The organism is Marinobacter sp. ES-1 (genome assembly GCF_000475255.1).
Classification (GTDB): Bacteria; Pseudomonadota; Gammaproteobacteria; order Pseudomonadales; family Oleiphilaceae; genus Marinobacter; species Marinobacter vinifirmus.
On the sequence record NZ_AXBV01000027.1, the window covers coordinates 100,246 to 114,946 of the forward strand.

General features: G+C 59.5%; 11 protein-coding genes. 7 read left to right on the forward strand and 4 right to left on the reverse strand.

Annotation, left to right across the window (positions count from 1 at the left end; all coding sequences use genetic code 11):
* Positions 1-165 precede the first annotated feature (165 nt).
* The gene (gene rne / locus Q668_RS02815; protein WP_036218986.1) at positions 166-3,279 is read left to right on the forward strand and encodes a ribonuclease E; all 3,114 of its coding nucleotides are present in this window, start codon (positions 166-168) and stop codon (positions 3,277-3,279) included.
* 2 nt (positions 3,280-3,281) lie between these two features.
* The gene (locus Q668_RS02820; RefSeq protein WP_022988082.1) at positions 3,282-3,824 is read left to right on the forward strand and encodes a YecA family protein; all 543 of its coding nucleotides are present in this window, start codon (positions 3,282-3,284) and stop codon (positions 3,822-3,824) included.
* Here Q668_RS02820 and Q668_RS02825 read toward each other — a convergent pair.
* Complete coding sequence (locus Q668_RS02825) at positions 3,821-4,693, reverse strand: PHP domain-containing protein (protein ID WP_022988083.1); 873 nt, start codon at positions 4,691-4,693, stop codon at positions 3,821-3,823. The two genes, Q668_RS02820 and Q668_RS02825, sit on opposite strands and share 4 nt — an antisense overlap.
* Before the next feature lie 85 nt (positions 4,694-4,778).
* On the opposite strand from Q668_RS02825, the gene Q668_RS02830 reads away from it, so the two are divergent.
* Positions 4,779-5,078, forward strand: a complete 300-nt coding sequence (locus tag Q668_RS02830) for a YciI family protein (RefSeq protein WP_022988084.1) — start codon at positions 4,779-4,781, stop codon at positions 5,076-5,078.
* Positions 5,079-5,199: 121 nt separating this feature from the next.
* Entirely contained in the window at positions 5,200-5,865 is a 666-nt protein-coding gene (locus tag Q668_RS02835; protein ID WP_022988085.1) for a TIGR04211 family SH3 domain-containing protein, read from the forward strand.
* Positions 5,866-5,950: 85 nt separating this feature from the next.
* Here Q668_RS02835 and rraA read toward each other — a convergent pair whose 3' ends face one another.
* Positions 5,951-6,430 carry a ribonuclease E activity regulator RraA gene (gene rraA, locus Q668_RS02840; RefSeq protein WP_022988086.1) on the reverse strand — a complete coding sequence of 160 codons (480 nt, stop codon included), beginning with the start codon at positions 6,428-6,430 and terminating at the stop codon, positions 5,951-5,953.
* A 33-nt stretch (positions 6,431-6,463) separates the two neighbouring features.
* The gene (gene ppsA / locus Q668_RS02845; RefSeq protein WP_022988087.1) at positions 6,464-8,836 is read right to left on the reverse strand and encodes a phosphoenolpyruvate synthase; all 2,373 of its coding nucleotides are present in this window, start codon (positions 8,834-8,836) and stop codon (positions 6,464-6,466) included.
* A 112-nt stretch (positions 8,837-8,948) separates the two neighbouring features.
* Here ppsA and Q668_RS02850 point away from each other — a divergent pair, with 112 nt between their 5' ends.
* Positions 8,949-9,764, forward strand: a complete 816-nt coding sequence (locus Q668_RS02850) for a pyruvate, water dikinase regulatory protein (RefSeq protein WP_022988088.1) — start codon at positions 8,949-8,951, stop codon at positions 9,762-9,764.
* Here Q668_RS02850 and Q668_RS02855 read toward each other — a convergent pair.
* Positions 9,761-12,685 carry an insulinase family protein gene (locus Q668_RS02855; protein ID WP_022988089.1) on the reverse strand — a complete coding sequence of 975 codons (2,925 nt, stop codon included), beginning with the start codon at positions 12,683-12,685 and terminating at the stop codon, positions 9,761-9,763. The two genes, Q668_RS02850 and Q668_RS02855, sit on opposite strands and share 4 nt — an antisense overlap.
* 100 nt (positions 12,686-12,785) lie before the next feature.
* Between Q668_RS02855 and Q668_RS02860 the strand changes: the two genes are divergently transcribed.
* Positions 12,786-13,241 carry a hypothetical protein gene (locus Q668_RS02860; protein ID WP_022988090.1) on the forward strand — a complete coding sequence of 152 codons (456 nt, stop codon included), beginning with the start codon at positions 12,786-12,788 and terminating at the stop codon, positions 13,239-13,241.
* Positions 13,242-13,356: 115 nt separating this feature from the next.
* On the forward strand, positions 13,357-14,652 hold the full coding sequence (locus Q668_RS02865; protein ID WP_022988091.1) for a PEGA domain-containing protein: 1,296 nt from the start codon (positions 13,357-13,359) through the stop codon (positions 14,650-14,652).
* Positions 14,653-14,701: the final 49 nt, after the last annotated feature.

Genomic DNA, 14,701 nt, shown 5'->3' on the forward strand with positions numbered 1-14,701 from the left:
AGGCGGTGGTCTCAGACTTACAGGATCTCACCCCATAAGGGTATGATCCGTCTGGCCGCCGGCCCCTCCCTGCTGTAACAGGGCCTGCGGCACGCACATCCTGCTTCGCTGATGCGAACCCTCCGGTTTTCTGTCACTAACAAACGACAGGAACCCTTTCTTTCCATGAAAAGAATGCTGATCAATGCAACTCACCCCGAGGAGTTGCGCGTAGCGCTTGTAGACGGCCAACGGCTGTTTGACCTGGATATCGAATCCAGCACCCGCGAACAGAAAAAATCCAACATTTACAAAGGCCGCATCACCCGCGTAGAGCCCAGCCTGGAAGCTGCCTTTGTCGACTTCGGTGCCGACCGCCACGGCTTCCTTCCCCTGAAGGAAATCTCCAAGGAATACTTCAAGAAATCCCCGGGCCAGATCGAAGGCAAGATCAACATCAAGGATGTGGTCTCCGAAGGCCAGGAAGTCATCGTACAGGTCGATAAAGAAGAGCGTGGCAACAAGGGCGCAGCCCTGACCACTTTCATCTCCCTGGCCGGCCGCTACCTGGTGCTGATGCCGAACAACCCCCGTGCCGGCGGCATTTCCCGCCGTATCGAAGGTGAAGAGCGGGCCCAGCTGAAAGAAGCCATGAACGGCGTCCAGGTGCCCAAGTCTATGGGCATCATTGTGCGTACTGCCGGCATCGGCCGTACCACCGAAGAGCTCCAGTGGGACCTCGACTACCTGGTGCAGTTCTGGGAAGCCATTACCCAGGCGGCCGGCGAGCGCAAGGCTCCGTTCCTGATTCACCAGGAAAGCAACGTGATCATCCGCGCCGTGCGCGACTACCTCCGCCAGGACATCGGCGAAGTCCTGATCGACGCCGAAAGCGTGTACGAAGACGTCCTGAGCTTCGTTCGCGCCGTCATGCCCACCTTCGAAAACAAGATCAAGCTGTACAAGGATGAAATCCCACTGTTCAGCCGTTACCAGATTGAAGGCCAGATTGAGACCGCATTCCAGCGCGAAGTAAAACTGCCGTCTGGCGGCTCCATCGTGATCGATCCGACCGAAGCGCTGGTATCCATCGACATCAACTCCTCCCGGGCCACCAAGGGCCACGATATCGAGGAGACTGCCCTGCAGACCAACCTGGAAGCGGCCGAAGAAATCGCCCGCCAGTTGCGCCTGCGCGACATGGGTGGCCTGATCGTGATCGATTTCATCGACATGACCCCGGCCAAGCACCAGCGTGAAGTCGAGCATAAAATGCGTGAAGCCCTGGAAATCGACCGGGCCCGCGTTCAGGTTGGCAAGATCTCCCGCTTCGGCCTGCTGGAAATGTCACGGCAGCGCCTGCGCCCGTCTCTGGGTGAAACCCGCAGTGAAGTGTGCCCTCGCTGTGAAGGCCAGGGCACCATCCGGGGTATCGAATCCCTGGCCCTGAGCATCATGCGCCTGATCTACGAAGAGTCTTCCAAGGAAAAAACCGCCGAAGTCCGCGCCATGGTGCCGGTCTCTGTGGCCACCTTCCTGCTGAACGAGAAGCGCAAGCAGCTGGCCGATATCGAAGCCCGCCAGGGAGTCTCTGTTGTGGTTGCCCCGGTGCCCAACATGGAAACCCCGCACTTCGAGATCATTCGCCTGCGCCAGGATGAAGCCACCCCGGAACACGTTTCCAGCCACCAGGTTGCCCAGCAGTACAACGAGCGCGAAGAAGAAGCCGTTGTTGAAATGCCCGGCACCGAAAAGCCGGTACGCGAACAGGCCGCTGTAAAAGCCATTCGCCCGGCGGCTCCTGCGCCCACTCCGGCAGCGGCGCCAGCCAGCCAGGAAGCCAGCGAGCAGGAAGAAGGCCTGTTCCGCAAACTGGGCAAGAAAATTGCCTGCTTCTTCCGCGGCGACCAGCCGGAAAGCGAAGGCACCACCAACCAGCGCAGCACCACCCGCGAGCGTACTGACGACCGTCGGCCCCAGGCCCGCCAGGATCGCCGGAAAACCCGCGTAGCCCGTGATGATCAGCGCAGTGGCGGTGGCAGCAGTAACCGCAACGGCAACGATCGCCGCCAGGGCGGTTCCCAGAACCGCAGCGACGACAACCGCAGCCGGAACCGCAACAACCGCAGCGACGACCAGTCCCGCAGTATCGGCAGTCGCCAAGGCCAGCAGGACAAGTCTGCCGACAACAAAGGCGCGGATAACCGCGGAAACGACAACCGTCGCGATAACCGCCGGGATTCCCAGAACCGCAGCCAGAACCGTAACCGTCCGCAGCGGGATCCGAAGGACCAGAAAGACCAGAAGGAAACCCGCGACCAGACTGACAACCAGCAGCCGCAGCAGGCCAGCGACAAGCCGGCAGCCGATGACAAGCGCCGCAAGCCGCGTCGTCAGCGTAACCGGGACGGTTCTCCGGCCGAGGCTCCGGTGTCTACTCCGGCTGAGCGTAAAGCCGAGCGTAGCGAAAAGCACCAGAAAGACACCCAGCCGGAAAAAGCCGTCGAGCAGGATACTGCTGAGGTGAAGAAACCTGAGGTGGCCAAGGCCGAGGTGAAGCAAGAGGTTGCCAAGCAGCCCGAGAAGGCTCCGGCGGCGGAAGAAAAGCCCAGGGCCGAGACGGCAGAACAGCCTGAAGCCAGCAAGCCAGCCGAAACCAAGCCGGTTGAAACCAAGCCTGCTGTAGAGTCGAAGGTTGAAGAGCCGAAGGTCGAAGAGACCAAGCCTGCAGAGCCCAAGGCTGAAGAGACCAAGCCAGAAGCGGAAAAGGCTGAGGCGAAAGCTGAGCAGACTGAAAGCACCGAAGCCAAGGCCGAAGACAAAGCGGAAGCCAAGGCCGAGGAAAAGCCCCAAGCCAGCGAAGACAAGCCGGCCCGCAAACCCCGCTCCGGCGGCCGCCCGCGCAAGCCCAAGGCTGCAGAAAAAGCAGAGAAGGCAGACAAGGCGGATAACGCTGACAAGCCGGAACAAGCCGACAAGGCAGAGACAGCTCCGGAAGCCACCAGCAAGCCGGCCGAAGCGGCTGAGCCTGCCAAGGCTCCTGAAGCGAAAACCGAGCTCAAGGCTGAGGAAAAGGCTGAAGCCAAGCCGGAGAGCAAGCCTGAAGTGAAGGCCGAAGAAAAGCCGGAAGCAAAGGCCGAGAAGGCGGAAGAGCCAGCTCCCGAAGCCCAGGCCAAGCCGGAAGACGTACCGGTAACTCCGGGCCGCGCTTACAATGATCCAAGAGAGGTCCGCAAGCGTCAGCGAGCGGCCGAAGAAGCTAAAAAGGCCGAAGCTGAAAAGCAGGCCGGGAGTAATTGATTATGCTGACCAATTCGGACATCGAAGCGCTGGAAGACATCCTCTTCGCCGAGCCCTGGGGTGACGACGCCCTGGACTTCTTCGGACTGCACGGGGTGGTATGCGCCAGCGTCGTTGGCCCGGTCAGCCTCGGGGCGGAAGATATCTTCCGCCTTGCCACCGGCGCAGATAACCTGCCCGATGGCGGGGTACCCGAGATCTTCGCTCACTGCGTGAACGAACTCTCCAGGGAAATGGCCCACCTGCTGGATATGGGCCAGTCGCTGGAACTCCCGGAGCCGGAAGACGGCGACCCCATGAACGCACTGGAAAACTGGTGCGCAGGGTTCGTAGACACCTTCCTGGATCACGAGGAAGAATGGCTCGAAGCCGCCGATGAAGAAGAAGTGGCAGACCTGATGGTGCCCATGCTGACACTGTCTGGCCTGTTCGACGATGAAGACTTCCAGAAAGTCCGCAACGACGAGAAACTGGCCAGCCGGATGGCAGAAGCCATCCCGGATTCACTGACCGATCTGTACCTGCTGTTCCACGCGCCGGATTAAACCCCGGCGCTGACCGGCTGCTTGAAATGATGCCAGACGGGCTCCAGCCCCTCTGGCATTTTTGTTATCTTGCCCAGCTCGCACCAGGGCGCACCGGGAAAGTGGAAATCACTGCCCTGCGATGCCAGCAGCTTCTCCCGCCTGGCCAGTTCCGCCACAAAGCCCAGATCACCACTGGACTGCCCGGAAACAGACACCTCGATACCTCGCCCCCCGGCTCTTCGGAAATCCGCCGTCAGCTCCCGCAACTTGGTCGCGGTCAGCTTGTACTTGCGGGGATGCGCCAGCACAGAGATCCCCCCGGCCCGCTCAATCCAGCCAACCACCTCGTCCAGTTCCGGCCAGCAGGCTTTCACATCACCCGGCTTGCCGGTACCCAGATAGCGCTTGAAGGCGGCATCCATTCGGGAGACCACACCCTCATCAATCAGCACCCGGGCAAAGTGGGGGCGGCCCGGAACATCCCCACCGGCATGGGCGGTGGCCTTTTCCAGCAATCCATCCACTTTCAGCTTGGACAGCTTGTCGGCGATCAACCGGGCACGCTGCCAGCGGTTGTCATGCTGGCGCGCCAGCGCTGCCAGGAAATCGGCATCCTCGTGATCAAAATCCAGCCCGACGATATGAATGGTCTGGCTGCGCCATACGCAGGACAGCTCAGTGCCGTTAACCAGTGTCATCCCGTGCCCTGCAGCCGCCTGTCGCGCCGGCTCCAGGCCGTTGATCGTATCGTGGTCAGTCAGGGCCAGGTGGGTAACGCCCTGCTCTGCCGCGCGCTGAACCAGCTCCTCGGGAGCCAATGCGCCATCCGACGCGGTGCTGTGGCAATGCAGGTCGATGCATGGATTCTGGTGTTGGGGTATAGTCACGGGCATTCCTGTCATAAAACGTGGCCACAGTGTATCAGCCTTGGCCTGCGGGCCGTTACCCCGGCCCACGATAACCGGAGCACCTATGTATTACGCCATTATCAGTGAAGACATCCCGGACAGCCTGACCCTGCGCAAACAGGCGCGCCCGGCCCACCTGGCCCGGCTTGAAGACCTCAAAAACCAGGGCCGCCTGCTGGTTGCCGGCCCGCACCCGGCCATCGACTCACCGGAACCGGGCGATTCCGGCTTTACCGGCAGCCTGGTAATTGCCGAGTTTGAATCCCTTGAGCAGGCACAGGCCTGGGCCGATGCCGACCCGTATGTGGATGCTGGTGTTTACAAGGAAGTGAAAGTGAAGCCCTACAAGGTCGCCCTGCCCTGAGCAGCATGAGCGGATTGTAACCCTCGGGCGCTTTTGAACCACGGCCATCCTGTGACAAAATTGGCGCCTTGATTTTCAGGCAAACTAAAGCAACAACCGTCAAACTCAGGGAAACCCGCCCGTGACACCGTTTCGTTTATTTCTCAGCTTACTGCTTATCATCAGCTCGGTTGCCGTGGCCCAGGCCCGAACGGTTTGGGTAGACGACAAAGTTTACCTGCCTGTCCGCACCGGCGCCGGCTCCCAGTTCCGCATTATCGAGAACGCAGTCAGCGGCACCCGCATGGAAGTGCTCGAAACCGGAGACGGCTACACCCGGGTACGCACCTCCAAGGGTAACGAAGGCTGGGTAGCCAGCCAGTATCTGAGCAACCAGCCCATCGCAGAAGACCGTCTGCAACAGGCAACCCGAGACCTTGAAACCGCCCGGGCAGAACTGGCCCAGGCCCGGGAACAGCTGAATACCGTTACCTCCGAGCGCGACGAACTGGAGAGTGCCGAAAGCAACCTGTCCAGCCGGTCCCGGCAATTGCAGACAGAACTGGAGCGCATCAAGAACATCGCCGCCGACTCCATCAACCTGGAGCGCCGCAACCGGGAGCTGCTGGAAGACAACCAGAAACTGCGTAACGACCTGGAAGTACTGACCGCAGAAAACGAGCGCCTGGAAGCCGGCAAAGAATCCGACTTCATGCTGCTGGGCGCCGGCCTGGTGTTTGCCGGCGTGCTGCTGGCGCTTCTGGTGCCCATGCTCAAACCTACCCGCAAGACCGACAACTGGGCCTGATCACCGGCCCTTCAAGTTCCAGTCCTGCAAACAAAAACGGCGGCCCATCTGGCCGCCGTTTTTGTTTCTGCTTCCTGCCCCGGAATTACACCAGGGGCTTCTCGGAAACAATGATGCCGTTGTTATCGGCATAGACATACTGCCCCGGGTGGAACGTCACCCCGTGGAAGGTCACCGGAATGTTCAGGTCACCAATGCCACGCTTCTCGGTCTTGCGCGGAATGGTACCCAGCGCCTGAACACCCAGATGGGTCTTGCCGATCTCGTCTACATCGCGGATGCAGCCATAGATAACCAGCCCGGCCCAGCCGTTCTCAGCGGCTTTCTCGGCCAGCATATCGCCCAGCAGCGCATTCCGCTTTGAGCCGCCACCGTCAACCACCATCACCCGGCCGTTGCCCGGCAGGCCAACCTGCTCTTTTACGATGGAGTTATCTTCGAAGCACTTAACCGTTACGATTTCGCCGCCAAACTGGCGAACACCACCGTAGTTGTTGAAACCGGCTTCCACCACCTGTACTTCCGGAAACTCGTCGCACAGATCCGGCGTAATAATATTGCTCACCTTGCTACTCTCCTTTTTCCGAAGCGTTCGTAATCAGTCAATCTTTTCGTCGGCCAGGAAGAACCAGGTATCCAGGACAGAATCCGGGTTCAGGGATACCGTATCGATACCCTCGTCCATCAGCCACTTGGCCAGGTCCGGATGATCCGACGGGCCCTGACCACAGATGCCGATGTACTTGCCGGCTTTCTTGCAGGCCTGGATAGCGTTGGACAGGAGGATCTTCACCGCATCGTTCCGCTCATCGAACAGGTGGGCAATGATGCCGGAATCCCGGTCCAGGCCCAGGGTCAGCTGGGTCAGGTCGTTGGAACCGATAGAGAAGCCATCGAAGTGCTCCAGGAACTGATCCGCCAGCAGAGCGTTGGCCGGCAGCTCGCACATCATGATCACCCGCAGGCCGTTCTCGCCGCGCTTCAGGCCGTTCTCGGCCAGCAGGTTCACCACCTGCTCGGCTTCGCCTACCGTGCGCACAAACGGAACCATCACTTCCACGTTGGTGAGGCCCATCTCGTTGCGCACCTTTTTCAGGGCACGGCATTCCAGCTCGAAACAGTCACGGAAGGTTTCGGAAATATAGCGGGACGCACCACGGAAGCCCAGCATCGGGTTCTCTTCGTCCGGCTCGTACAAAGTACCGCCGATCAGGTTGGCGTACTCGTTGGATTTGAAGTCAGACAGGCGAACAATCACCTTCTTGGGCGCAAAGGCTGCGGCCAGGGTGGAAATACCCTCAACCAGCTTGTCCACGTAGAAGTCCACCGGCGAGGTGTAGCCGGCAATGCGCTTGTCTACGGTCTGCTTGATATCCCGCGGCAGGTTGTCGTAGTTCAGCAGTGCTTTCGGGTGCACGCCGATCATCCGGTTGATGATGAACTCGAGGCGGGCCAGGCCCACACCTTCGTTCGGCAGCGCCTGGAAATCAAAGGCACGGTCCGGGTTGCCCACGTTCATCATGATCTTGAACGGAATGTTGGGCATGGAATCGACGGTGTTCTCACGCAGTTCGAAGTCCAGCGCACCCTCGTAGATCATGCCGGTGTCGCCTTCGGCGCAGGACACAGTCACTTCCTGGCCATCGTTCAGCAGCTCGGTGGCATCACCACAGCCGACTACCGCCGGGATACCCAGCTCACGGGCAATGATCGCCGCGTGGCAGGTACGGCCGCCACGGTCTGTCACAATGGCAGACGCACGCTTCATGACCGGCTCCCAGTCCGGGTCGGTCATGTCTGTTACCAGCACGTCGCCGGGCTGCACACGGTCCATCTCGTTAATGCTGGTGATAATCTTCACCGGGCCACTGCCGATCTTGTGGCCGATACTGCGGCCTTCTACCAGCACCTTGCCGGTTTCTTTCAGCAGGTAGCGCTCCATTACGTTGGCAGACGCACGGCTCTTGACGGTTTCAGGGCGGGCCTGAACGATGTAGATCTTGCCGTCATCGCCGTCTTTGGCCCACTCGATGTCCATCGGGCGCTGGTAGTGCTTTTCGATGATCATGGCTTGCTTGGCCAGTTCTTCTACTTCCGCGTCGGTGATGGAGAAGCTGTTGCGCTCGTCGTGGTCTACCTTCACGGTCTCCACAAACTTACCTTCGCCGGGCTCGGAATGGTAAACCATCTTGATGGCCTTGCTGCCCAGGTTACGGCGCAGCACAGACGGACGGCCCGCTTCCAGGGTCGGCTTGTGTACATAGAATTCGTCAGGGTTTACCGCGCCCTGTACCACTGTCTCGCCCAGGCCATAGGAAGAGGTGATAAACACCACGTCACGGAAACCGGATTCAGTGTCCAGGGTAAACATGACGCCGCTGGAAGCGGTTTCACTGCGCACCATTTTCTGGATACCGGCAGACAGCGCCACCAGCTTGTGGTCAAAGCCGTGGTGAACCCGGTAGGAAATCGCACGGTCGTTGAACAGGGAGGCAAATACTTCTTTGACAGAAACACGAACCTGCTCCAGGCCAACCACGTTCAGAAAGGTTTCCTGCTGGCCAGCGAAAGATGCATCCGGCAGGTCTTCCGCAGTCGCAGAAGAACGAACAGCAACCGCCATGGACTCATTGCCATCCCGGAGTTTCGCGTAGGCTTCTTTCAGGGCATTATCAAGAACGTCGGGGAACGGGGTGTCGATCACCCACTGGCGAATCTGTGCGCCAACCCGGGCCAGTTCGTTAACATCGTTAACGTCCAGGGCATCCAGGGCTTCATCAATGCGGTCTTTCAGGCCATCGGTGGCCAGGAATTCCCGGTAGGCGTGTGCAGTTGTTGCAAAACCGCCAGGAACGGTAACACCTGCATTGGCGAGATTACTGATCATTTCACCGAGGGAAGCGTTCTTGCCTCCAACACGGTCAACATCGGACATTCCCAGGTGGTCAAACCAGATAATGTAATCTTCCAAAGCGTGGTCTCCCTTGAGTCTGTGTGGCGCGGAGTCTCGAATATGGCGGCTATGATACTGTAAGCTGCGGGAATTACCTAGGGACTAGCCTAAAACTGAACGGAAAGAAATCATGAAAAGAACGGCTTTTTTTATCTCGGACGGCACAGGGCTGACCGCCGAAGCACTGGGCCACGCGCTGTTGGCACAGTTTGAAAAAATCGATTTCGAACGGGTAACCGTGCCCTATATTGATGACGAAGACAAAGCCCGCGAGATGGTCATCCGCATCAACAAGGCCGCTGAAGTGGATGGCGAACGGCCCCTGGTGTTCGACACCATTGTGAACAGCACCATCCGCGAGATTATCAGCGATGCCGAAGGCTTCATGATCGATATCTTCGGCACCTTCCTGAGCCCGCTGGAGCAGGAACTGAGTTCGTCGTCCTCTTACTCGGTGGGCAAGTCCCACTCCATCAACAACGAAGGCAGCTACGAGCGGCGCATCCATGCAGTCAACTTTGCACTGGATAACGACGACGGCGCCCGCACCCGCCACTACGACGAAGCAGACCTGATCCTGGTAGGCGCGTCCCGCAGCGGCAAAACGCCTACCTGCCTGTACCTGGCCCTGCAGTACGGCATCAAGGCCGCCAACTATCCGATCACCGAAGAAGACCTGGACGACCAGAAAATGCCGTCGGCCCTGCGGCCCCACAAAGAAAAGCTGTTCGGCCTGACCATCGACCCGGAGCGGCTGGCCACCATCCGTAACGAACGGCGGCCCAATTCCCGGTACTCGTCCATCCAGCAGTGCATGCACGAAATCGAAGAAATCGAGCTGATGTACAAGCGGGAACGCATCCCCTACCTGAACACCACGGCCTATTCGGTGGAAGAGATTTCAACCCGGATTATGGTAACCACCGGGTTGAAACGTCACCGTTAAAGCTCCTGGATAGCCAGCCCCAGCCCTTCGGCAACTTCCCGGTTGTCCGGGCTGGTGACTACCGCCACGCTGGCGTTTTCCGGCTTCAGCCAGGTGTCTGCCACCCGGCGCAGCTCATCCATCGTCACGCCCAGCACCCGCTCCCGGAACCGGGCACGCTGCTCCGGTGACCGGCCAAACAAGCCATTATGGAACGCATGGCGAGCCGCACCGGCCGGAGAACGGGGCCGGTCAAGCTGGCCGATCACGCCCAGAATAGCTTCTTCCAGGGATTGGTGATCATGCTGTTCGGTGCGCAGCCATTCGAGCGCCGCATCGAAATCATCCAGGGTTTCCGCCAGGCGTGGATCGCGGTACGAGAAGAACCGGAACACACCGTTCACACTGTCCTGCCCGGAACCACCACCGTAGGCGCCGCCCTTCTCACGAATAGCCCGGTGCAGGTAACCGTTACGCAGGAAGCCACCCAGTACCGTCAGCGCTGCTGCATCCGGATGGTCCACGGCAACAGTGCTGTAGGCCTTGGCGCAGAAGTTCACCTGGGTAGAGGTCAGCCAGGCTTCGCGGGTGTTGTAGTTCACCGGCTCCATGCTCCAGCTTTCGCTGGTTTCACCGCTGTCGTTCTGCCAACAAGCTTTCAGCTCGTCCAGCATAGGCGCCAGCTGGCCATCTTCGCCAATCAGCAGGAACTGGCGACCCTGGTTGCGAATCTTGACATGCAGCGCGGCCAGGCTGGCACAGAAATCCTTCAGGGCCTGTTCGTCTTTCAGGGACTTGTCCAGGGCCTTGGTGCCCCGAATCCCTTCCAGGCCACCCAACCGGAACGTCAGCCAGGCGCCGGCGCTCAGACCCTGGGCGGCAGCACCCATAGCCAGTGCGTGGCCACTGCCGGTGACCGCCTGTTCGCGGCGGGCACGGGCCTGGGCCACGATTTCGCGAATGCGATCGTGCTCGTCAAACCGCACACCGGTATACACATCTTTCAGCAGACGGGTCAGCGCCGCACTGTTGCGGGCCAGTGCCTTGCCGCTGAAGATCAGGTAGCCGGACATAGCCTGTACATCGTCAATCCGGCCCTTGGCGGTAAAGGATGCGCCAATGCCGCCGGATTCCGCGGAAATACGATCCTGCATCTGCAGGTAATCCAGGTCGCCACAACCCAGTTCGGAAATCAGGGTGGTGTAGTAAGGCAACAGCAGCAGTTCGTCTTTGCTCAGGGCCGGAAGTGGCAGCACAACCTGCTGGTACACCAGGCCGTTGGTGCCGCGGGCATAAACCGTAGCGCCAATTTCAGCATCGTAACTGCCGACTGGCTCCGGCATCTGCAGGGGCACATCGTCCAGCCCTACCTTCGGCAGAATGGAATCGTCGTCTTTGCGCAGCTGGCGCTCTTCCAGCGCCTGTGCCCGCTCGACAATCTGCTGCACTTCCTCTTCGCTCAGGCTGGCCTTGCGCCTGGCCAGGGTTTCCCGGATCGCCTTCTGATGCTGGCTTTCCAGGTTTTCGTCCGGGCGCAGGGTCAGGGTTACCCGGTGCGGGTTATCCAACAGTTTGCGACGAATCAGGCCTGGCACGTAGTCCGGGTCTTTGATCTTTTCACGCAGGGTAGCCAGTACCGGCTCAAGGTCCAGCAGCTCTACCGGATCCCCGCCGTGCACCATGGGTGAAATCGCGTGCATGATCAGCTGCAAACCATAGGGGAAGCTGTCGCCGGCGATCTCCCGCTGATGCAGTTCCAACTGGTGCAGAATGGCTTCCAGCCGCTCCTGGCTGATGCCTTCATCGGCCACTTTCTGCAGGGTAGACTCCACCAACTGCTCCAGCTCGGCACGGCGCTCCGGCTCACTGCCCTCAATACCGCATACAAAGGTCATTTCCCGGTTGGAATCTTCCAGCCCGCACATGGGCGATGGCGCGTGGCCCAGATCGGTGGTTTCCAGCGCCCGCATCAGCGGTGATGCACTGTTTTCCAGCAAAACGGAAGACAGCAGCTGGCCTTCAAGGTTTTCCTGCAGGTCAAAGCTGTGGCCCAGCAACCAGCCCATCACAATGTGGGTTTTGTTCTCGGTGCCTTCGCCTTCATTCACCGCATAGCCCTGCTCTACCCGCATAGGGGCGAACATGCGCTTTTCGTCCCGCACCGGCAGTTCGATGTCCAGCTTGTCGAACTGTTTCAGAGCCAGCTCTTCGAATTTCTCGTGGTGCTCATAGGCGGGAATATTGCCGTAGGTGGCAAAAATCGCGTTGCTCGGGTGGTAATGGTGCTTGTAGAACTTCACCAGGTCCTGGTAGGTCAGGTCCACTATATGGTCCGGCTCACCGCCACTGTTGTAGTGGTAGGTGGTCGTCGGGAACAGGTGGCTGGTCAGGTTCTGCCACAGCTGGGAAGTGGGCGCACTCATGGCCCCCTTCATTTCGTTATAGACCACGCCCCGGTACACCAGGTCGCTGGACGGGTCGTCCGGCTTGTCGAACTCCAGGCGATGGCCTTCCTGGGCAAAGTCCAGCGGGTCCAGCTTGGAGAAGAATACCGAATCCAGGTACACCGACAACAGGTTGTCGAAGTCCTTGCGGTTCATGCTGGCGAACGGGTAGGCGGTCCAGTCGCTGCTGGTAAAGGCGTTCATAAAGGTGTTCAGGGAACGCCGGATCATCATGAAAAACGGGTCGCGAACGGGATAACGCTCACTGCCGCACAGTGCCGTATGCTCGAGAATGTGCGCAACACCGGTGGAGTCCATCGGGAAGGTACGCAGGGCCACGAAAAACACGTTCTCGTCGTTATCTGCCGCCAGGTGAAGATGGCGTGCACCGGTTTTCTTGTGGCGATACTCCTCAACCTCCAGGTTAAGGGTGCCAATCCGGTGACTGCGAATTTTCTCGAAAGCCGGATGGATTGCGTTGTCTGTCGCTGCAGCCATTAAAACGATCCTGTGTATTGAACAATTGGAGAATTACAGGGTAACACGTACTATCGGATATGATGCACGGAACGGACTCAACAAGGTAGCCTGCCGATTTATGACAGACCATACCCAGAAGCACATAGACTCTCCTGAAGTAGCCGCCTGGTGGGCCGAACGCCGCCGGTACCTGGAGCAGATCCGCAAAACACCGGAACTCAGACGGCAGTTTCGCAAGGAAGTTGCCCTCTACCTGCTACGCCGCGCCCTGTGGTGTTACGGCTTCTTCCCCGTGGTGATCGCCTTCTGGCTGCCCTTTGTACTGTCCAGTTTTAACCCGGTGGTGATGGCCAACAGCCTGATCCCCATGCTGCAGGAGTTCGTTGCCTCCAACCCGGAACAACAGGCCACCACCCTGAGCACCCTGACCATCGCCTGGCTGTCCATCGGCAGCTTTTTCCTGGTGTTCGACTTCGTTCTGACCCCGTTCCGGTCACCCTATGAATATGAAGCCGATGTATACATGAAGGCGTGGGAGCAGGTTAACCATGACCCGCTTCCGGACAAAGTGTGATTTGGCCAGCATTCTGACCAACTGCAGGCGGTTTCTGTTACATAACGTTGCACACAGTGGTTAAGATGAAACCACAACAAAAGCATCCGGAACGTATGGATCACGAGGTTTCATCATGGTCGATTTCAGACCACTGCTGTTCATCAACGCGCTTGCCCTAATGCTGCTGGTTACTGCCGGATTTGCCTCGGTACGCAAAGACATTGCCCTGCCCGTAGCCCAGGCGCCCCAGGTGGAAGCCGCCATTGCCAAAGCCAGTGCAGAGCCAGGCCCGGAGCCAGCCGAAACCCCGGAAATGATCTTTGCCGATGCAGAACCCCAGCCTGAGCCCGAACCAGAGCCTGCCCCACAGGTTCAACCCGAGCCGGCCCCGGAACCCGAACAGCCCCTGATTGCCGAACCCTTCTCGGTTGAACCCATGCCCGAAGAGCCGGAAATGCTTGCCATGGCCGAGCCCGTGGCTGCTATCTCAGCCCCGACAGCCACACCGGCGCCAAAGGCCGAACCCGAAACTGCCGCCAAACCTGCTCCGGAGCCCGAACCAGCCACCACCGGCAAGCTGGTACTGCGCTCCAACGTGGTGGGCGATGTGGTCACCATTAACGGCCGCAACTATGGCGCCACCCGCCTGGACCTGGAACTGGACCCCGGCCGTTACGACGTCACCATTGCCAAGCCCGGCTACCAGCCCTGGACCAATTCGGTGGCCCTGAAAGCCGGCCAGCAGATGACTCTGGTTGGTCAGCTGGAAGAACTCACCCGCGTTGAATTCCGTGATGGCCAGTGGCTGGGTGGCGTTAAAACCGGCGATGGCACTTACGAAGACGATACCGGCCTGCGTTACGAAGGCCACTTTATCGATGGCAAGTTCCACGGTGAAGGCACCGCCTGGTATCCGGATGGCAGCCGCTACAACGGCCTTTTCGAACGCAACGAATTCCACGGCAAGGGCACCCTGGCCCGGGCCAACGGCGACACCCTGACCGGCAACTGGGCCCAGGGCAACCTGCACGGACAGGGCTCCCTGACCACCACCGGCGGTATGCTTTATGTGGGCGGCTTCCGCAATGGCGAGTTCCACGGCCAGGGCGCACTCACCTACCCCGATGGCCGCACCTATGAAGGCGAATTCTCCAATGGTGAATTCCACGGCCAGGGCACAGAAATTTTTGCAGACGGGAAGAAGTACGATGGGCAATACATGGAAGGAAAATTCCATGGCAAGGGGCTGCTGCGCAACCCCAACGGAAGCTCCATCGAAGCCACTTTCCGCCACGGTGAACCCTACGGACAGGTTCGCCTGACAACCGCAGCCGGCGAAATATTTACCGCCCGCTCAACGGAACCCGGTGTGTGTTATCGGGAAAAAAGCTATCGGGCCACCCAGTGCCCGCAACTGGAAGGCTGGTAATCAAAAACCCGGTCGCAGCACCCACGCGTCAGCAGTAACAGGTTGAGGA

Excerpts from the sequence above, each read along its gene's own strand:
- Q668_RS02860 (WP_022988090.1), top strand. The coding sequence starts at position 12,786 with ATGACAGACCATACCCAGAAGCACATAGACTCTCCTGAAGTAGCCGCC.
- Q668_RS02820 (WP_022988082.1), top strand. The coding sequence starts at position 3,282 with ATGCTGACCAATTCGGACATCGAAGCGCTGGAAGACATCCTCTTCGCC.
- Q668_RS02865 (WP_022988091.1), top strand. The coding sequence starts at position 13,357 with ATGGTCGATTTCAGACCACTGCTGTTCATCAACGCGCTTGCCCTAATG.
- Q668_RS02830 (WP_022988084.1), top strand. The coding sequence starts at position 4,779 with ATGTATTACGCCATTATCAGTGAAGACATCCCGGACAGCCTGACCCTG.
- Q668_RS02850 (WP_022988088.1), top strand. The coding sequence starts at position 8,949 with ATGAAAAGAACGGCTTTTTTTATCTCGGACGGCACAGGGCTGACCGCC.
- rne (WP_036218986.1), top strand. The coding sequence starts at position 166 with ATGAAAAGAATGCTGATCAATGCAACTCACCCCGAGGAGTTGCGCGTA.
- Q668_RS02855 (WP_022988089.1), bottom strand. The coding sequence starts at position 12,685 with ATGGCTGCAGCGACAGACAACGCAATCCATCCGGCTTTCGAGAAAATT.